The following is an 18,657-nucleotide window of genomic DNA, read 5'->3' as shown; positions in this document are numbered from 1 at the left end:
CCAAGCCGCGGCGGGGCCGGGAAAATCCCGGCCCCGCCGCGTGGTGCATGGCGTTCCTAAATGCCGCCGGTTCGGTGCGCCGGAGCGCCCGGTGGGACGCCGGGCCCAGTCCGCCCCCCGGAATCCTTCACGTTCGCCGCGGCGCCGCTGGCCTCATCCTGCAGGTAGATTGCCTCGTCCGAGGCCTCCTCCTTGACCGTTTGCGCCGATTCTCGGGCCGAGTCCTTGAGGCTTTCCATGGCCTCAGCCGCCGGTTGCTTCATGTCTTGGGCGATGTCCTTCGCGGCCTCGGAGATCTCTGTTGTTACCGGCTCCGCCTTCTCCTTGAGCGTGTGGACCATCTCGCGTTCCTTCTCGCTCCCGGGGACCAGGGAGGAAACCAGCAATCCTGCGCCGAAGGCGATCAGCCCGGCGGCTAGCGGGTTTCCGCGGGTCTCGGAGGCCATGGCGCGGGGTGCCTCGTGCAAGGCCTCCGGGACGGCCGAGCCGGCCTCATCCACGGAGCCCATAACAGCTTCCTTGGCTCGGCGCACGGAGCCCTTGATCTTCTCGCTCTGCCGATGGGCAATGTTCGAGGGCATGACCTTGTCGGCAATCGCGTCAACGTCTTCGCCAAGGTTGCCGCGCGTACGTTCGATGTCCTCACGGATCTCTTCCGGGTTCCGGTTCATGGGGTTTCCTCCTGGGGGTTGAATGTTGGCGGAATGTCCTTAATGGTTTCGGCCGTCTTGGGCATGCCCTTGACCTCCTTGAAATGCTTCTTTCCCAGCGTGGCCATGATGGCGGCAATGATCGCCCAGATCACCGCGATCACCACCGCGGACCAGCCATAACCCATCCAGGAGGCTAGGCCGACCATTGCCGCAAGCGAGAGGAAGAGCAGTACGAAGTGGCCGGCCACGCCGGCGCCCGCATAAAGTCCCGCCGCCTTGCCCGTCGAACGTGCGGTCTGGCGCAGCTCGGCCTTGGCAAGCTCCGCTTCCTGGCGCACCAGCTCCGAGACGTTCTGGCTCAGGTCGCTGAAAAGTTCTCCGAGGGAAGCATCCGTGTGCGGGACTCCCTTCGCCTCTCCAGGGGGAATGTCGGTGCGGTGGGCTCCCGATGCCTTTGTTGGATATTCGCTCATGGCCCGGTGTACCCCTGCTCGGTGGCGTGCACCGCCGAAGGGTTGTAGCCCACACCCGGGTTGCTCCCGGTGCCGCCTACTGCGCCTTCACCGATGGTAGCGTTCACCGTCGGAGGCAGCGGGCTGGCCGTTCGCGGTTCGGCGGCCTCCGGGAATCCGGGGGTTTCAGCGGCGTTCTTCCGGCTCTGGTCCGGCCCGCTTCCGGCATTGCGGGTGATGCGGCCGGCGAGAAGTCCCGCACCCAGAGCGATGCCCAAAAAGGCCCCGGGCCGTCGGCGGGCGAAGCCCTTGACTTCGTCAATCAGGTCACCGGGCTCGCGCTGTTCAAGCCAGTCCGCCGCGTTCCCGCTGTGCTTTGCGGCCTGGTCGACCAACATCGACGCGCTGCCCGAGGCATCGGAGGACGCGAGCATGTCGCGCAGGTCCCCGCTGATCTGGCGCAGGTTGGCCGAAATCTTTTGCTGTTGGGTTCCCGCTTGTTCGCGGATGTCCGATCCAAGCTCGGAAAACAGGTTGGATGCCTGTTCCTTGGCCTGGTCCAAGACCTCTTCAGCCTCGCGCTTGGCCGTCTGTCCCACGTGTTTGGCGGAATCCACGCCCTCGCGGACCAGCGCCTGGGTTTCCTCCTCGGCTTGCGCCCTCATGCCGGATTCGCCCTCCATGGGGGGTTCTGTTATGGCCGGGGGCGGGGCCAACGGCATCTCCGTGCCCGCGGCAGCGAACGAGCCCGAATCTTGCGGGTTCACCGGTGCCGGAGGGTCGGCGGGTTCCAGTGGCCTAATTGGTTCGAAAGGAACGTCGGGATGCGTGTGCACATCCGGTTCCAGTCCCCTGTCGTCAGCTGCGTCTCGGTCCCGGTCAATGTTGTTCTTGGGCCGATAGGCAGCGTTAAGATCATTCTCACTCATTGGTGACCTCCAGTTGATCCATGCCCGCCGCAATTGGGCGAGCCGTATTCGTCGGAAAGTGCGTCCCGCGGCTTGCTTGGCGGACCCGCTTTGTGCCTCGCACCGGTTCCGGGGATCCGGTGCGGTCAATGAATTTGCGTTGATATCGAACGGGTTCACCACGGGCCATGACCCCCGCAGCGTCCTGGACCGCAGCCCGGGACACCCAACCAAATTGCTACTCCGATCGCCTGTTTGGGGAAATCGGGTTGCATTAAGTAGCAAATCAATATCGGCGCGGCTGCACAACCTTTTTGACACCAGCACCGGCTAATTGCCATTTTTCCTTGGCTGTTCCCTGGATCGGGTGCCGGTTGCGGCACAAATCCTTGCTCCGAATGCTTGACTGTGACCAAGTGCAGCAAGAACCCCGCCACGGATGTGGCACACGGATCAGTGGGGACAAGGGCAATGAGGAGAGCTTCGGAACGGCCGGCAAGCCATGGGTGATTTGGACCTGGTTTGCGCGGCCGCCCAGGACGTGGCTCCGCCACGGCACCGGAGGAACCCGGAAGCGGGTTACCGGTGGACCGGAGCCGCGCCGCTCCCTAACGGGCACGCTCTGCCTGCGGACCAACCGCCAGTCGCCGACGACAAGTTCCGTCAATGTATCGACACTCTTGGTGCACGTGTGCCACACCAACACGCTGAAGAACTTGGCCCACCCCGTGGCATCGCGCCCGTCAGCGTGACCCAGAAGAAATCCGTTCGCGCGGCACTGCTCGAACCCCGGTCCCCTGCGTCTCGTGGAAGACCGGAGCCAAATGCAACGAACTGACCCGGAGTGCCATTCCGCCTATTTCAGACTAAGTTCCGGTCGCGACGGTGATTCCACTGCCAGCGATGGGGCGACGGGATTTTTTCTGGACGACGGTGGGCACCACTTATTGCCCTTGCTGGAAGTTCCAAGATGACCGATTTCGCGCACTTGCAACTGACTTAACGTGCTTGATGCACACCAATTATGAACTTTCGGGAACTTCAGGCTTTGAGCCCGAGCCAGCCGCTCATCCGGCCGACTTCTCCGAGGCAAACTCCTCTTGATGTCCTGGACTTCAAAATCAGAAGGGGTGTTTCATTTACCCCAATCGACCAGACTTGCGGAATGCGGTGATCGGAGCCACGGATCCCAAGATGACCGAGAAGCCGACAACCCGGCCGTCTGAGCGTTGGTCGAAGTACGCCTCGATGATTTCCGGCAGCCGTTCGTCCGCAGCGCGAGGGACTTGGAAGGATTCCGGGGATTCTAGGACGCATACGGCATCGTGAGCGTCGAAGGCAGCAAGGGTTCATGCCACCATCCCCTCGGAGAACCAGCGGCCCATTAGGATTTCGCCGCCCACCTTCCACGTATGCACCGGCGCTCGCCTCCAGTCCGTCGAATCCGACCTCCAAAATGTGTGTCGGAAGCATGGAAAGCGGACGCCCGGTGCAAAGAAGGAGCTTGTGTCCCGTCGCGCGTGCCGTGCAGACGGCGGCCGCGTGGGCTTTCGGGACTACCCCGTAGTCGGCATAGGTGCCATCGACAACGAGGAAGGCAGCTTGCATGGTTTTTGAGGGAATTTGCGACTTGGCGTGCATGCTCACCGAATCTACCGGGGCGGCCCGGACCCGTAGCATTCTCCTGCGGCGCCTTGCCGGATCCCGGTCCCTTTGGCCCGATTACAGGCGCGGCAGCGCGCGCGGCACCAGCGTCCCCGCCAGGCAATTTTCATAAAAAGCCACGTGGTCCCTGACCATGCGATCGACCCCGAAGGTGGTTTCGGTCGCGCGTCGGCACTCCCGCCGGTCAAGCCCCGTGCATTCGGGCAGGGAGGCTGCCAGTGCTTTCGGCGTGTCCCGCAGAAAGCCGGTGATGCCGTTAACCACGATCTCAGGGGCCGCGCCGCGGGTGGTACTCAGCACCGGGGTTCCGGTGGCCATGGCTTCGACCATCACCAGACCAAAGGGCTCGTCCCACTGCAAGGGGTTCAGCAATGCAAGGGCGCCGCCGAGCAGGTCGAACTTTTCCGCTGCCCGCAGTTCCCCAAGGTATTCGACCGATCCGCCCAGCTCGGGCCGGATCACCTCGCGGAAGTATTCCCGCTCCCCCGCGCTTTGCATCTTGGCCGCGATGCGCAGGGGCACCCCGGACCGGCGCGCGACTCTGATGGCGGTCAGCACGCCCTTGTTCGGGTGCATACGGCCCAGGAAGCAGGCGTAGCCGCCCATCCCTGCCCCCACCGGAATTTCTTCGGCGTTGATGCCGTGATGGATAACCCGGGAGACCGCCACCCCCGTGGCGGTGGTTCGCTGGTGCTGGGAGATCGCCACCAGGGAAGCGCATTTGGCCACCGCTGTATAGATCGGCAGGAACCCCTCGGACATGGCGTTGTGGGCGGTGGATACCACCGGAACCCCGCTGCCGGCCAGGCGCAGCAGCGGACCGGCAAGGGTGTGGTCGTGAATGATGTCCACGCCCTGCAGCTGCGCGTAGGCGTTGAGCACGTGGCGCAGCTCGTCCTGGCCGCGGCCCAGGTGCCGGGGTTCGGGCGGCAGGGAGCCGGGGACCTGTGCCACCGGGCTGGGGCTCCCGGCGGCCGCAGCCAGCACCACCTCGTGGCCCAGCTCCGCCAGCCCGCGCGCCAGCAGGCCCACGACCGCCTCCGTGCCGCCGTATCCGGCCGGCGGCACGGTGAGCCACGGCGGAGCGATGAGTCCGATCCGCATCCGGCGTCTCCTTCCCTAGATCATTTCCTGTCCGACATCACATCGAGCATGTCCGCCAACGGACCGCGGCGCCCGCGGCGCACTTCCAGCCCCTCCGCCGCGCCCTCGACGCGGAATTCGGTGCCGCGGGCGGTGAGGTCGATTCTGTTCTCGCCCACGGTGATGTTGCGCAGGTGCACCTCTCCCCACTCGGCCGGCAACACCGGATCTAGGTAGAGCCTGCCTTGGGTCAGCACCGGGTCCAGGCGCAGCATCACGCGCAGCAGGTGCATGGGGGCCGCCGCCGCCCAGGCCTGCGGCGAGCAGGAGGTCGGGTATGGCACCGGCAGCGGGTGGCTGGAGCGGTCCAGCCCGCAGAAAAGCTCCGGCAGCCTCCCGTCGAGAAAATCGGCGGTCTGCATCAGGGCGGAGGCCAGGCGCTGGGATTCGGAAATGAACCCGTAGCGCATCAGCCCGCCGGCGATCAGCGCGTTCTCGTGCGGCCACACCGACCCGTTGTGGTAGCTGGCCGGGTTGTAGGCCTTCATCCTGTTGGAGAGCGTGCGCACGCCCCAGCCGGTGAACATCGCCGGGGACAGCAGCGCAGCGGCCACCATGGGTGCCTTGTCGTGGTCCACGATCCCGCTCCACAGGCTATGGCCCATGTTCGAGGCGCAGGAATCGACCTGTCTGCCCTTCCCGTCAATGGCCAGCGCGAAGTAGCCGCGGTCACTGAGCCAGAAGCGCTGGTTGAACTCGGCCTTGAGGCGCCGGGCCTTGGCGGCGTAGCGCTGGGTGGTTTCCCTGTCGCCTGCCTGCTGGGCGATCAGGGCGCGGGCCAAGTAGGCGGTGTACACGTAGCCCTGCACCTCGCACAGGGCTAGCGGTGCCTGGGCGATCCTCCCATCGGCGAAGGTGATTCCGTCCCAGGAATCCTTCCAGCCCTGGTTGGCCAAGCCCGTGGGCGTGGAGCGCTGGTAGGTCAGGAACCCGTGGCGGTTCTTCGCACAGGTGCGCTCGATCCAGCCCAGCGCCGCGTCGACCGAGGGCAGCAGCCGGGTCAGGGTTGCGCCTCCCAGACCCCACCGGGTCAGTTCCCCGATCATGGTGACAAAGAGCGGGGTGGAATCCACGGAGCCAAAGTAGGCGCCGGAGCGTCCCAGCTCCTTGGACGGCGCGGATCCCAGGCGTACCTCGTGCAGAATCTTGCCCGGCTCTTCCTCGGTGTCGGGATTGGTGCGTGTGCCCTGGAGCTCGGCCAGCGCCTGGATGGTGCCCAGCGCCAGAGTGGGATCGACGGAGAGCGAGAGGAACGAAGCGATCAGCGAATCGCGGCCAAAAAGGGCCATGAACCAGGGCGCGCCGGCGGCCACCACCACCCGCCCGTCGTGCGCGGGGTCGAAGATGCGCAGCGAGCCCAGGTCCCGACGCCCGGTCAGCAGCGCCCGACCCACCGCGTGGTCGGACACTTGCACAGAAGGTACCTGCTCCTTCCACTCCTGCTGGCGGGCTGACGGGCTGTCGGTGGCTCCCGCGGCATCGCCCATGCGTGGATCGTGCTCGGGACTCTGCCCGTTGATGGAGGGCTTGATGGCCACTTCCGTCGACCAGTGGCCCTGCGGCGGCAACACGATGCTGTATTCCAGCCGGCCGGGCGCCGGGGAAGCCTGGGCGTCGCAGATTTGGACCGACAACTGGTGCCCGTCGACGCCGCCGCTGAATTCCAGTGCCCCGTCCCGGTGGTGGGACAGCGAGCCGTTGCCCGCGCGGCGGATGCCCGCCTTAACATCAAAGAGGTCGGCGAAGTCCGCACTCACCTCTAGGTGGATGGTGGCGCAGAATTCGGCGTTCGAGTAGTTGTGCACCACGATGCGCTCCATCAGGCCGCCGTCGAGACTACGGTGGCGCTCGACCAGCACGTGGCTTTCGGCTTCCAGGGTGCTGGCGGCCACCCTGCCCACGAACATGGCCTTGTAGGGTTCGATGGCGGTGCCCACCAGGGGCTCAACGTCCTTGCCGTTGACCTGCAGCCGCCAGCCGGAGATGAAGCGGGTGTCACGGAAGAAGAATCCGTGCGGGCGGGTTCCGTCCATGTCGCCGTTTGACGCCGCCAGCGCAAACGTGGTTCCGTGCAGGATGGTGACGGCCCCGGGGCCGGCCAGCTGTGCCCCGACCCCGGAAGTCCAGGCGCTCACCATCTGCATCCACCCCGGCTTCGGACGGAGCGCAGCGCGGGCAGGGGATGCCGGCGGCGCACGGCCGCCGTGGTTCCCCCGGGAGCAGGGGTGCGAGAGTGGGCGTACATTGTCAAGACCCATCGACACAGGATGCCGCGGCCCGCTGCTTGAGCACACCACCCAGCGTAGTCCGATCACGGCGGGCATGGAAACAATTCTGCACGCCGTGCCGCGGCGGTTTTCCTTCCACGCCTAGGCACCGGGCCGCCGGCCAGACGTCGGAGGGCACCGCCGGATCGAACGCCCTGTCCCCGAGGTCCACCGCGGGGATGACCGGCCGATGGACACGTCCCGCGCACCGGTGACCGGAAAGCCGAATCGATCCGGCGCAGCTTCGCGCTAAGCCTCGAAATGTGTGGTGACAGGGACGTTGGTCGTCGAGGCAATGACCGCCTCGGCCACATGGCGCAGCTTGATGTTCCGCGAGCTCGAGGCCGACTTGAGGATCTCGAAGGACCGTTCCTGGCTGCACTTGTTCTGGCCCATAATGATCCCCACGGCCAAGTTGATGGTCGTGCGGGAGGCCAGGGCGAGCCTCAGGTTTTCCTCGTTGTCACGGAGCTGGGCTACCGTCACGGCCAAGTTCAGCAGGGCCGAGGCCTGCTGGGAGTAGGCCTCGGCCTGCGTGATCGCCTCATCGTCGAACGCATGTGGCCTCATCGAGTACAGGTTGATCGCCGCGGTGTCCTCCGAATCCAGCGTGAACGGCACGGCAAGCATGGAGCGGATGCCAACGGTGGCTATTGCCTGGAAGTAGTCGGGCCAGCGGCGGTCGAGCGAAATGTCCGGGACGCTGATAGTGCGCTGCTCGCTGCACGCGCTCAGGCACGGGCCTTCGCCATAGCTATACTGCACCTCGTCAAGCTCCTGGGCCAGAGCGCTGCTGCTGGCCACGGTGCCGACGCGCTTGTGCCGGCGCAGTGTGATGCCCACATGCACCGGGCCCCCTGCAACCGACAATGCCTCGGCACTGACGTGGGTCAACGCGTTGAGAAAGGATTCCAAATCGAGCGTTTCAAGAAGCAGATCCCTCAGGTACTCGTTTACGGCGATCATCATTCAACCTTTCGAACGGGTCCCCCGCCTATCCAGATTGGGACTTCTGCGGCCTTGGGAAGCACATTATCAAACTGGGGATCGCCGATGGCCAACCGGGAAAACATGGTGTTCAACCAGTGACATCCATCTCAAGACTACGTGCATTGTGGCCCCAGGCAAGGCGCAGCGCAAGGTAAGCCGGGCAACAGGCTGTCGTCGAGCACCGAAGGAGCAGGCCACGGCCGATCACGGCACACCGAGGGGAATGCGAATCGCCGTCGCTCGGCTGGGCCACACCAGGATCAAACCCAATCAGGCCATAATTGCCATCTGGACTGCGAAGCGCCGAGGACGGGCTGGCCGCAGGTCCCTTTCGCCAATGCGGTGCAGCAAGCTGAGGCCCCACGCAAGGGGTGTAGAACGCGCACGGGCGCGGACGAAAACCCGTCGCGGCAGCGGGTTGCAAAAACCGCGACCGGGGCGGGAGATCGGTCTAGGCTTAATTCATGACACGGAAACTGGAACTCGAATGGATTAATTCGCTGACTGCGCATGTCACCAACCGAACCGGATACGCGGTGTACGACGTTGATTTGCGCACCACGGGAAAGATCACGGTGGATGGCGAAGCCGACTGGTCCTTCAAGGCATCCAAGCTGCCCGACGGCGAATTCATTGGCCTCAATGGCATCAAGGACGATGCCGGCTGGGCCACCTCTCCGCCTTTTCTGGAAATGACTTGGCGCAACGAGGATTTCTCGGAGGACAACTACCGTAGGGTCCCTCTGCACCGCCCGCCGGAGCATCTCCCCCGCTGAGCGTACAGACGTCGGAGCCGCCCCGATTCGGCCGTGCACTGCTTCAGGCGCAACTTGTGGCCGCCTGGCCGGTGGACCATGTTTGGTTCCGCACGTTTTAATCCGCCAAAGCGAAGGCCCACCTCGAAAATATGTCGGGGTGGGCCTTCGTTCGTTAAGCTACCAGTCGGCAGTCACCGGCTTTGGATCCATCCTTAGCGTGCGACCGAGCCTTCGGTGTAGTCATCGCTGGTCGGTGGTGCGCATCAGATTCTGCGCGGACAGCCCCAGCTTGGAGACCGACATCAGCCCAGCGGCCTCGAACCACACGGGCAACGGCGTGCGTGTCCCATGGAGTACCGTCCTCGCAGTCACGCTGATGCGACGCCCGCAATCGGAGCACCGGTGCAATCCCGCGGAATCCGACCAGTCACCGCCCCCACGCACCAAGGACACGCAAATCCATCCGACCATCGCAACCTCGCCAAGTAATCAAGGCAGTGGGCCTCCGCACGGAACCAGAAGCCATGCTCCAGAAGCCATGCTCCAGAAGCGACGACGGGTAATCCCTGCCGGCCACCGGCGGTCCCATCATGGCACGAACGATGCCCGCGATCTGCTAGATCACGGCACTAAGCAAAATCCCCACTATGTGGAATGCCAAATACCAACATTGCAAAGTAGCTACCCTCAGTATTTTTTCCATGGAGGGTCGAAACGTGCCTCGCCACAAATGATGCTGAAACTGAACCTTCGTCCGAACGGAGAATAGTTATGAGTTTCATTGGTTGGATAGTTCTTGGACTGATTGTCGGCGCCATTACAAAGGTCATCAAACCAGACGAACAGGGTGGCGGCTGGATTGTCACCCTGTTGCTCGGAATCGTCGACGCCGTTCTCGGCGGATGGATCGAATCGGCAATCTTTGGTATCGAAATCAATGAATTCTGGGACCTGTCAACATGGTTGCTGACCATCGGCGGAGCATTGATCGTTCTCGTAGTTTGGGGGCTTTCGACGCGCAAGCGGACATAATCGCTGCACAAATCGGGATTCGCTGCCTGGCAGGAGACCGGCACCCGGCAGACCCGGCCAAAATTCCCCTGCCGCTTGTCCCCCGCGCATTTTCCTTTACGCGGGCCGCCACAGGTCATACGCTCGCTCCATGAGAACTCAATTTAGCTTGTGGCTTGGAATGATCGGCGTCGGATTGTTACTCATGGTCATCATTGGCTTCTCCGGGAGGTGAACGGCAATGCGCAAAGCACTACGATCCCAAATGCTCAGTATCACTTTCGCGATCCTTTTCCTCGGTGCCCTGGTGGGACAGTCCTTCGCGGGACTTGGGGTGTATAACGAGAACCAGATCGCCCACGGGTCTTCCCCGGCGGGATACTGGGAATTCGTGACCTCGAGCAACTTCGTCGTCGACGTCGCCGAAAACTGGCAGTCCGAGTACCTGCAGTTCTTCCTGTTCATCCTCGCCACCATTTGGCTGATCCAGCGTGGGTCCCCGGAGTCCAAAAAGCCAGGCGACGAGGGCGTGGGCACCGACGAAAGCCAACTGGTCGGTCGATTCGCCAAACCGAACTCGCCGAAATGGGCCACGGTCGGCGGATGGCGGCTCAAGCTGTACTCCAATTCCTTGTTACTGGTCATGGGCACGGTGTTCCTTGCGTCCTGGTGGCTGCAGTCGGTTGCCGGCACCATGGTCTACAACGCCGACCAGCTCGACCACGGACAGCCGCCCGTCGAGTGGATCCAGTACGTTTTCAGCGCGGACTTCTGGGACCGCACGCTGCAGAACTGGCAGTCCGAGTTCCTGGCGGTCGGCAGCATGGTCGCCCTGTCCATCTACCTGCGACAACGCGGCTCCGCGGAATCCAAGCCCGTCGGAACCCCGCACACCGAGACCTCCACGGAAGGGGAATAGGAAGCAATGGCCGATGTGTGGCACGTGAACTTCTCCCCCGCAGCGAAACCCGCCGTCGGGTCTTCATCAACTCTGGGTTGGGACGTGGAAACGCAATTGCTCATGGCCTCGCGCCATTGCCAAGGGGATCCTGCACCGATCCTTGCGGCCCTGGCCGACTCCCGTGAAGCACCGCCGACCCCGGGATCGGGGCGGACCACCGCCGTGTGGGAATTCCTTGCCACGCTGGCCGGCGCGGACCTTGCCGCAGCCAGGACCGTGGAACCGCACCTGGATGCCGCCGCCATCCTGTCGCATGCCGGCATCGGTTGGCAACCGGGAACCACCTGGGGGGTGTTTGCCGCCGAGGGCGGCGCGAACAAACCCGCCACCGCACGGCAAGAAACACCCGGGGCCGCGTGGACACTCGATGGCCTCAAGCCCTGGTGTTCCCTGGCGGGAACCCTCGACCACGCGGTGGTGACGGCCCACGTCGACGGCGGACGACGGGCCTTCGCCGTGGACCTGCGCCAAGCGGGGGTCACCGCGCATTCGGGTTCCTGGGAGAGCCACGGGCTGGGCAGGATTCCCAGCGAGCCGGTGGATTTCTCGGGTGCCCGGGCCCACCCGGTGGGCGCCACCAACTGGTACCTCGACCGGCCGGGATTCGCGGTCGGCGGCGTGGGCGTGGCCGCCTGCTGGTTCGGCGGTGCCGTGGGCATCTACCGCACCCTCTTTCGTTCCGCGCAGGGGCGTGAACCGGACCAGCTGGCCCGGGCCTGGCTGGGCGAGGCGGACCGACTCCTGGCCTCCGGCGCGGCCCTGCTACGCGAAGCCGCCCGAGATGCCGATGACGGCACCCTGACGTGGGAAACCGCCCAACGCGTCCGGGGCCACATCGCCGAAACCTGCGAACGCCTGCTGGTGCTGGCCGGCCGGGCGCTGGGCCCGGCCCCGCTCGGATTCGACCGGGACCATGCGCGCAGGGTCGCGGACCTGGGCATCTACATCAGGCAACACCACTCGTCCCGCGACGATGCCGCGTTGGGCGGACTCCTGCTCGAAGATGCGAACGGAGGCACCGGCCGATGGTGAACTTCAGCCACACCGATCCGGGCACCCCGGAGGCCTTGTGGGTCGAATTAGGCGTGGGCGAGCTGCCGCCCCTTCCGGCGGAGGCCGAACCTGGGCGCGCACCCATGGTGCTCGTCCTCTCGGCGCACCCCGACGACGAAACGCTGGGAGCGGGGGGCCTGGTCCGCCTGGCACTGGCCGCCGGTGCCCGGGTGCACGTCATCGTGGCGACCGCCGGCGAGGCCTCGCATCCGGGATCTCCGGGTCATCCCCCGGAGCGGCTGGCCCGCATCCGGGCCGCCGAACTCGAAGAAGCTCTCGCGGCGCTGGGCCCGGCCGGCGCCGCGGGCGCGACCGCCACCTTAGAGTTGCTGGGGCTGCCGGACGGCGCGCTGGCCAAGGACATCTCGGCGGTGGAGGCAGCAGTGCGGGCCGCCGGCCCGGGACCGGGCACGCTCCTGGTGGCGCCCTACCGCCACGACGGCCACGGGGACCACGATGCACTCGGGTCCTTGGCCGCGCGGCTGGCCCAGGAACTCGGGCTGGGGCTGCTCGAATACCCGATCTGGTTCTGGCACTGGGCACGGCCCGACGGCGATCCCGCCTGGACCCGCTGGCATTCCCTAGCCCTGGATCCGCAGACCGCGGCTGCCAAGGCCGCCGCGATGGAATCCCACCGTTCGCAGATCGCCCCGCTCTCTGCCGCGCCGCAGGACGCGGCCGTGCTGCAAGGCCCCTTCCTGCAGCATTTCACCCGCCCCGCCGAAACCTACCGGTACACGCCGGCGGGGCTGCGGGACTCCGGAACGGCGGTGCAGACCTTCGACGCGCTCTACACCCGGCGTCCCGATCCGTGGCACTACCTGGGCAGCGAGTACGAGGAACGCAAGCGTGCCATCACCCTCGCATCATTGCCGCGCCGGCGGTACGGAACGGTGCTGGAACTGGGTTGTTCCATCGGTGTGCTGACCCGCGAACTGGCACCGCGGGCCCGGTCGCTGCTGGCGTTGGACGCCAGCGAGGTGGCCCTGCGGGATGCCGCGCAGCGGGTGGCGGACCAGCCCCACGTATCCCTGCTCCGGGCGGTGCTGCCGCACCAGTGGCCCGTGATCGAACCGGCCTCCCAAGACCTCGTGGTGGTCTCGGAGATCGGGTACTTCCTGGCCGCCGACGAATTGGACCAGTTGCTGTTGCGCTGCCGCGAGTCCCTGTCCCCCGGTGGGCAGCTGCTGCTGTGCCACTGGTTGCATCCGGTGGAGGGATGGCCCCTGGATGGCGACGGGGTACATGCCGCCGCCCGGGACCTGGGCCTGGAACCCAAGCTGCTGCATCGCGAAACCGACTTCATCCTCGAAGTCCTCGAAAGGCCCGGCGCCGGCGATGAATGACGGGATCCGGAGGCTGGCCATCGTCGTGCCGGTGCGCAACGAGGAGGCGTTGCTCGGCGGCTGCCTGCGGCACCTGCAGGCCGCCATGAACCAGCTGGGCGACGCACGCCCCGGGCTCCGGGTGGGGCTCACCCTGGTCCTAGACGGCTGCCGCGATGGCTCGGAGGCGATCGCCGAGGCCGCCGTGGCCCGGGATCGCCGCGTCGAGGTGCTTGCCGTGGATTGTGGTTCCGTGGGCGCCACCCGGGCCGCCGGCGTGGCGCTGGCCTTGGGCGAACCGTCCGCGGCGGGCCGCAGTGAGCTCGCGCATACCTGGATCGCCTGCACGGACGCCGATACCCGGGTGCCGCGGCATTGGCTGACCGGGCAGCTGGCATTGGCCGAATCCGGCGTCGACGTGGTGACCGGGACGGTGGAACCGGATCGGGCGGAACTGGGGGAACGCCTCTTTGGATTGTGGCAGCAGTCATATGTCCGGACCGAGGGGCACGGGCACGTCCACGGAGCGAACCTGGGGGTCCGGGCCTCGGCCTACGTGTCTGTCGGCGGCTTCGATCCGGTGCCGGTGCACGAGGACAAATTATTGGTCCACAAGCTGCGCTCCGGCGGTGCGCGGATCCGGGCCACCACCCGGCTGCACGCCGTCACCTCCGGGCGCCTGCGGGGCCGGCTGGAGGCCGGTTTTGCCGATTACCTGCGGACCCTGGACCCCGGTGTCTTGTCGCACGTCGGCAGGCCCGGCCCCTGAGTCGCACGGGTGCAGTGCCTTGCCTCCCGTGGTCGAAGTGCGTAGGTTGGCAACACCGGACGCAACATCCCGGTCCAGTCCTGGGACCGCCCCGGCGGCGGTTTCCCCGCGACACGAAATTGGAGGTGTCCCATGGTCGAACAACCCACGTCCACGCCGGAACCCGACCCGGTGCCCCGGCCGTCTGCCCGCACCTTGCCAGCCAAGGATCCCAAGGACGCCAAGGCCAGTACTCGGGCCGCGGTCGTGTGGGCCTTCACCATCGTCGGCATCGCGGTGCTGATCCTCTTGGTGATCTTCATGATGCAAAACCAGGCGCAAGCCACCATCTACTTCCTCGGATTCCAGGGGCAGATGGCCTTGGGCATTTCGATGCTGCTCGCCGCCGTGGGAGGCGCCGTGGTCGTGGCCATCGTCGCCGCGGTACGCATCATCCAGCTGCGCAGTCGTGCCGGGGCCGCCTCCCGGCGCCTGGAACGGCACGCAAAATAGCCAAACCGAAGAGAAAGGGGCCCATGATGCATGAGCTCGAAAAACAGATGAAGACCGTCCGGGCCCAGCTGGGGCAGTGGGCCAAAAAGGCCAAGCAAGAATATCCGGCGCATTTGGAGGACTCGGTGCGCCACGCGGTGGACAAACTCGACCCCGCGGGACTGGCCCGTGCCTCCGAGGAAGTCGTCGCCACCGTCACCGGCAACCGCAAGGCCGCCCGGCGCGCCCGCAAGTCCGTGGAGCACGCCCTCGTCACCGCACAGCGCAGGATCGGGACCAAGCGGTCCCGTGGATCGGGCACGCTTGCAGTCCTGGGTGTCGTGGCCCTGATCGGCCTGGCGGCGACGGTGGTGTTCCGCAAGGCTGCCGGATCGCACGGCCAAAATCCCGGCCCGGCCGGGCCAAACCCCGCCTCCCCTAACCGGCCCGTGGATCCCGACCTAGGCACCTGATCCGGCTCGCATTTCCCCAGGGCCCCGGGTCCAGCGTTCCCGCCGCGGGAACGCTGGACCCGGGGCCCTTGTCATTGGGCCAGCGCCAAGGCTTGGCGCTGTCATCTCCGCCCCGGGCCTCCTCCACCCCGGCCACGGGACCGTATTCGGCCCCTGCCGGGTGCCCCCTGCGGCACGAGGTGCAAAACCATGGACAGCCTCGGTGGCCCGTCTTAGCGTTGGGTTCATGCACCAATCGCTTCGGCCATCGAAGCAATTCATAGCGGACCGGCAATGAGGAGAAACCATGTACTTCAGGGATTCGTGCCCCCCACCCCTCGAGCCAGGGCTGGCCCGCCGCAGCAAGACTGCCGTGGCGCTGGCCGCAGCCGCCTCGATGCTTCTGGTCGGCTGTGCCACCGGGACCCAGCCCAACGTCACGGCGCAGGGTCCGGACCCGTTCCCGGCCGGCGCCGAGCTCAGCGGGGTGCTCAACATCATGGGCTACAACGCGGACGCCGACGAAGTCGCCCGCACCCGGGCGGACCTCGCGGGCAAGACCATCGCCCCCGCGACCGTCAAGGCCGTGGAGGGCGAGCTGGATGTCCAGCAATTCCTGTCGGCGGTGGCGGCAGGCGATGCCCCGGATTTGATCTATGCCAACCGCGACCAGCTGGGCACCTTCGCCGCCCGCAAGGCCATCATGCCGATCGATACCTGCATCACCGGGGAGGGGATCTCCCTGGATGACTTCCGCAAGCCGGCCCTCGACCAGGTCACCTTCGGCGGACACATCTACGGCATCCCGGAATTCAACCAGGTTCAGATCATCATGGCCAACCGCACGCTGCTGGAAAATGCGGGACTGGACACCTCCGATGTGGACGGATCGGACTGGAGCAAGGTCACCGAGGCCAACAAGAAGCTGGCGCAGCAGAAGGGATCCAAGCCCTCGGTCATCGGGTTCGATTCGAAGCTTCCCGAGTTCCTGCCGCTGTGGGCCAAGGCCAACGGCGCGGACATGATCTCCGCCGACGGTAAGAAAGCCCAGCTCGATGACCCGAAGGTCGTGGCGGCCCTGGAATTCGGCGTCGGCATCTACACCGACCAGGGAGGCTTCGGCTCGGTGAAGGCATTCCGCGATTCGGCCGACTTCTTCGGCAAGGGCAACCAGTTCGCCACCGGCGTGCTCGGGGCCATGCCCATGGAACAGTGGTACGTCAACATCCTCAACGATGTCTCTCCGGGAGCCCCCGTGGCCTTTGACACCTTCAAGACCAGCTCCGGGCAACCCTTGAGCTTCGGCTCGGGATCCGCCTGGGCCATTCCGGCGGCCGGCAAGAATCCGCAGGCCGCCTGCCGCTACATCAAGACCATCACCGAGACCGCCTCCTGGATGGCCGCAGCCGAGGCCCGGGCCACGGCGCGCCAGAAGGAAAAGAAGCCGTTCACCGGCCTGTTCACCGCCAACCAGAAGGCCGATGAGCAAATCAAGGCGAAGTACGTCGACTCGTCCGCCGCCCTTCAAAGCCCGTGGAAGGAAGCAGTGCAGGCCTCCTACGAGGCCAACGAAGCGTCCTTCTCGCTGCCGGCCAACCCGGCGGACGCGGAGTTCAAGCAGGCCTGGCTGGATGGGGTCAACCGAGTGCTCAATTCCAAAGCCTCCCCGGCCGAATCCATGGCCACCGCCCAGAAGGAGGCCCAGTCGGCCCTGGACAAGGCGTGGTCAACGCTGGAAAAGGCCGACGCCGACGGCAGCGCCGGATAGCGGGGCAGTCGGTGGACACCACAAGAACCTATACGCTGCGCAAGCGCAACCGGCGCCAGACCCGGAATGCGCTGCTGTTCATCTCCCCGTGGATCCTCGGCTTCCTGATCTTCACGCTGTGGCCGATCCTCTACAGCGGGTACCTCTCACTGACCGACTACGACGTGCTCAACGACCCGAACTTCGTGGGGCTGGAAAACTACCGCCAGCTCGGCGAGGACCCCCGAGTCATGCTCTCGTTGCGCAACACGATGTTCTACGCGGCATTGTCGGTGCCGCTGCACATCGGCATCGCGCTGCTGCTGGCCATGCTGCTGATGCATGCTAGGCGGGCCACCGGCTTCTTCCGCACCGTGTTCTATTTGCCCAATATGACTCCCCCGGTGGCCGTGGGCATCCTGTTGCTGCTGCTTTTCAATGGGCACAACGGGTTGGTCAATGCGGTGCTGGGCTTCGTCGGGATCCCGGGGCCGGACTGGACGACCGACAGCACCTGGATCAAGCCTGGACTTGTGCTGATGAGCCTGTGGACCCTGGGCGGGTCCACCATCATCCTGCTGGCGGCGTTGAACAACGTGCCCCGGGACCTGTACGACGCGGCCTTGGTGGATGGTGCCGGTCCGCTGCGCCGCTTCACGTCCGTGACCGTGCCGATGATCTCGGGCACCTTGTTCTTCCTGGTCATTGTCAACACCATTGCGGCGCTGCAGTCCTTCACCGAGGCCTACACCGCGTACTTCGGGGCAGGAAACGGAACCTACAGCAACGATGCGGCCCTGTTCTACGTCATCTACCTCTTCCGGCAGGCGTTCGAATACCTGAACATGGGCTTCGCCTCGGCCATGGCCTGGCTGCTCTTCGCCATCATCATGGTCATCACCGCGATCCAGTACGTGGTGGGACGCAAACTGGTTTTCTACGAAGGAGAAGACGGTGGCTAGCATCCCGATCCTGAAGCCAGTCCCCGCCGCCGAGTCGGACCCCCGGCCGGTTCCCGTCCCGGAGCCGACCGGGACGCGGCCCAAGAGACGATCGCCGCTCAAACTCCTGCTGTGGCTTGCGCTTCTGGCGGCCACGGCGGTATTCGTCTACCCACTGATCTGGCTTGTTTCGGCATCATTCAAGCCGCAGTCCGAGGTCTTCGACAACCGGCTCATCCCGCAGTCTCCGACGCTGCAGAATTACGTGGATATTTGGAACGCGGCGCCGCTGGCGCTGTGGATGGGCAACACCGTGCTGGTCACCGTGCTGGCGGCCGTGGCGGTGACGCTGAGTAGCTCCATGGTGGCGTGGGGTTTTGCCTACTACCGCTTCCGCGGCCGCAATGTGTTGTTCTTCCTGGTGCTGGCCACCATGATGCTGCCCGGGGCCGTCACGCTGATCCCCACGTTCCTGATCTGGAACGCGTTGGGGCAGGTAGGCACCCTCACCCCGCTGTGGGCCGGGAACTTGTTCGGCTCGGCCTTCTACATCTTCCTGCTGCGCCAGTTCTTCCTGGGGGTGCCCCGGCAGATCTTTGAGGCGGCCCGCACCGACGGCGCCAACGACTGGCAGCTCTTCCGCCATTTTGCCCTGCCGCTGTGCAAGCCGGCGCTGATCGTCACCTTGCTCTTTGAGGCACAGGCCGCGTGGACGGACCTGATGCGACCGCTGATCTACCTGCGGGACTCGAGCACGTTCACGGTCCCCCGCGGGCTCAAGGCCATGGTGGACCAGTTCGGCTTCGCCGGCAATTGGCACTGGGAATTGATTGTCACGGCCAGCGTGATCACCACGTTGCCGATGATCGTGATGTTCTTCATCGGCCAGCGGCACTTTATCGAGGGTGTGGCCACGACCGGGCTCAAGGGATAAAGGGGGTTTCTGGTGGCAATGGGATCCACATGGCTGCCGATACCTAGTCGAAAAGGCACCTAGAGCGCATCGACACCAGCAGCTTCCGCGACGGACGGATGCCGCCCCGACCGGAGAGCATCCTCGGGCACCTTCACGGTGGTGTGGTTGCGGTGCA

Annotated in this window: 19 protein-coding genes; 11 read left to right on the top strand and 8 right to left on the bottom strand. The window is 65.5% G+C overall.

From position 1 onward, the window contains the following. Positions 1-56: 56 nt before the first annotated feature. The 7 genes from KUF55_RS09250 to KUF55_RS09220 form a co-directional block, all read right to left on the bottom strand. The gene (locus tag KUF55_RS09250; protein ID WP_218816442.1) at positions 57-671 is read right to left on the bottom strand and encodes a DUF3618 domain-containing protein; all 615 of its coding nucleotides are present in this window, start codon (positions 669-671) and stop codon (positions 57-59) included. Then, complete coding sequence (locus KUF55_RS09245) at positions 668-1,126, bottom strand: phage holin family protein (RefSeq protein WP_218816441.1); 459 nt, start codon at positions 1,124-1,126, stop codon at positions 668-670. Before KUF55_RS09245 ends, KUF55_RS09250 begins: the two co-directional genes overlap by 4 nt. Beyond that, positions 1,123-2,034, bottom strand: a complete 912-nt coding sequence (locus tag KUF55_RS09240; RefSeq protein ID WP_218816440.1) for a hypothetical protein — start codon at positions 2,032-2,034, stop codon at positions 1,123-1,125. Before KUF55_RS09240 ends, KUF55_RS09245 begins: the two co-directional genes overlap by 4 nt. A gap of 1,020 nt (positions 2,035-3,054) precedes the next feature. Next, positions 3,055-3,621, bottom strand: a complete 567-nt coding sequence (locus KUF55_RS19045; protein WP_370630988.1) for an HAD hydrolase family protein — start codon at positions 3,619-3,621, stop codon at positions 3,055-3,057. A 114-nt stretch (positions 3,622-3,735) separates the two neighbouring features. Then, complete coding sequence (locus KUF55_RS09230) at positions 3,736-4,782, bottom strand: glycosyltransferase family 4 protein (protein WP_218816438.1); 1,047 nt, start codon at positions 4,780-4,782, stop codon at positions 3,736-3,738. Between the two features lie 20 nt (positions 4,783-4,802). After that, positions 4,803-6,956, bottom strand: coding sequence for a glycogen debranching N-terminal domain-containing protein (locus KUF55_RS09225; protein ID WP_255556930.1), 2,154 nt, complete (start codon positions 6,954-6,956; stop codon positions 4,803-4,805). 381 nt (positions 6,957-7,337) lie between these two features. Further along, positions 7,338-8,054 (bottom strand): GAF and ANTAR domain-containing protein, encoded by a 717-nt coding sequence (locus KUF55_RS09220; RefSeq protein ID WP_218816437.1) that lies wholly within the window; start codon positions 8,052-8,054, stop codon positions 7,338-7,340. 488 nt (positions 8,055-8,542) lie between these two features. Between KUF55_RS09220 and KUF55_RS09215 the strand changes: the two genes are divergently transcribed. Continuing rightward, positions 8,543-8,854 (top strand): hypothetical protein, encoded by a 312-nt coding sequence (locus tag KUF55_RS09215; protein WP_132357607.1) that lies wholly within the window; start codon positions 8,543-8,545, stop codon positions 8,852-8,854. 350 nt (positions 8,855-9,204) lie between these two features. On the opposite strand, the gene KUF55_RS19040 is transcribed toward KUF55_RS09215, so the two are convergent. After that, a complete protein-coding gene (locus tag KUF55_RS19040) occupies positions 9,205-9,312 on the bottom strand; it encodes a hypothetical protein (protein WP_218816436.1) in 108 nt (35 codons plus the stop codon). 295 nt (positions 9,313-9,607) lie between these two features. Between KUF55_RS19040 and KUF55_RS09205 the strand changes: the two genes are divergently transcribed. The 10 genes from KUF55_RS09205 (at position 9,608) to KUF55_RS09160 (ending at position 18,500) form a co-directional block, all read left to right on the top strand. Next, entirely contained in the window at positions 9,608-9,868 is a 261-nt protein-coding gene (locus KUF55_RS09205) for a GlsB/YeaQ/YmgE family stress response membrane protein (protein WP_218816435.1), read from the top strand. 220 nt (positions 9,869-10,088) lie between these two features. Continuing rightward, a complete protein-coding gene (locus KUF55_RS09200; RefSeq protein WP_218816434.1) occupies positions 10,089-10,766 on the top strand; it encodes a DUF6766 family protein in 678 nt (225 codons plus the stop codon). 6 nt (positions 10,767-10,772) lie between these two features. Continuing rightward, positions 10,773-11,840, top strand: coding sequence for an acyl-CoA dehydrogenase family protein (locus KUF55_RS09195; protein WP_218816433.1), 1,068 nt, complete (start codon positions 10,773-10,775; stop codon positions 11,838-11,840). Then, a complete protein-coding gene (locus tag KUF55_RS09190) occupies positions 11,834-13,207 on the top strand; it encodes a bifunctional PIG-L family deacetylase/class I SAM-dependent methyltransferase (protein WP_218816432.1) in 1,374 nt (457 codons plus the stop codon). The genes KUF55_RS09195 and KUF55_RS09190 overlap by 7 nt, the downstream gene beginning before the upstream one ends. Further along, positions 13,200-13,955: a glycosyltransferase family 2 protein gene (locus tag KUF55_RS09185; protein ID WP_218816431.1), complete on the top strand. Its 756-nt coding sequence runs from the start codon at positions 13,200-13,202 to the stop codon at positions 13,953-13,955. Before KUF55_RS09190 ends, KUF55_RS09185 begins: the two co-directional genes overlap by 8 nt. Positions 13,956-14,087: 132 nt before the next feature. Beyond that, positions 14,088-14,447: a lipopolysaccharide assembly protein LapA domain-containing protein gene (locus tag KUF55_RS09180; RefSeq protein ID WP_218816430.1), complete on the top strand. Its 360-nt coding sequence runs from the start codon at positions 14,088-14,090 to the stop codon at positions 14,445-14,447. A gap of 23 nt (positions 14,448-14,470) precedes the next feature. After that, positions 14,471-14,899: a hypothetical protein gene (locus tag KUF55_RS09175; RefSeq protein WP_218816429.1), complete on the top strand. Its 429-nt coding sequence runs from the start codon at positions 14,471-14,473 to the stop codon at positions 14,897-14,899. A 286-nt stretch (positions 14,900-15,185) separates the two neighbouring features. Continuing rightward, complete coding sequence (locus KUF55_RS09170; RefSeq protein WP_218816428.1) at positions 15,186-16,646, top strand: ABC transporter substrate-binding protein; 1,461 nt, start codon at positions 15,186-15,188, stop codon at positions 16,644-16,646. A gap of 11 nt (positions 16,647-16,657) precedes the next feature. Continuing rightward, on the top strand, positions 16,658-17,587 hold the full coding sequence (locus tag KUF55_RS09165; RefSeq protein WP_218818653.1) for a carbohydrate ABC transporter permease: 930 nt from the start codon (positions 16,658-16,660) through the stop codon (positions 17,585-17,587). Beyond that, positions 17,580-18,500, top strand: coding sequence for a carbohydrate ABC transporter permease (locus tag KUF55_RS09160; RefSeq protein WP_255557413.1), 921 nt, complete (start codon positions 17,580-17,582; stop codon positions 18,498-18,500). The genes KUF55_RS09165 and KUF55_RS09160 overlap by 8 nt, the downstream gene beginning before the upstream one ends. Positions 18,501-18,657: the final 157 nt, after the last annotated feature.

The sequence above is a fragment of the Paeniglutamicibacter sp. Y32M11 genome, assembly GCF_019285735.1.
Lineage (GTDB): Bacteria > Actinomycetota > Actinomycetes > Actinomycetales > Micrococcaceae > Paeniglutamicibacter.
This window is presented reverse-complemented; position numbering and strand designations above follow the sequence as displayed.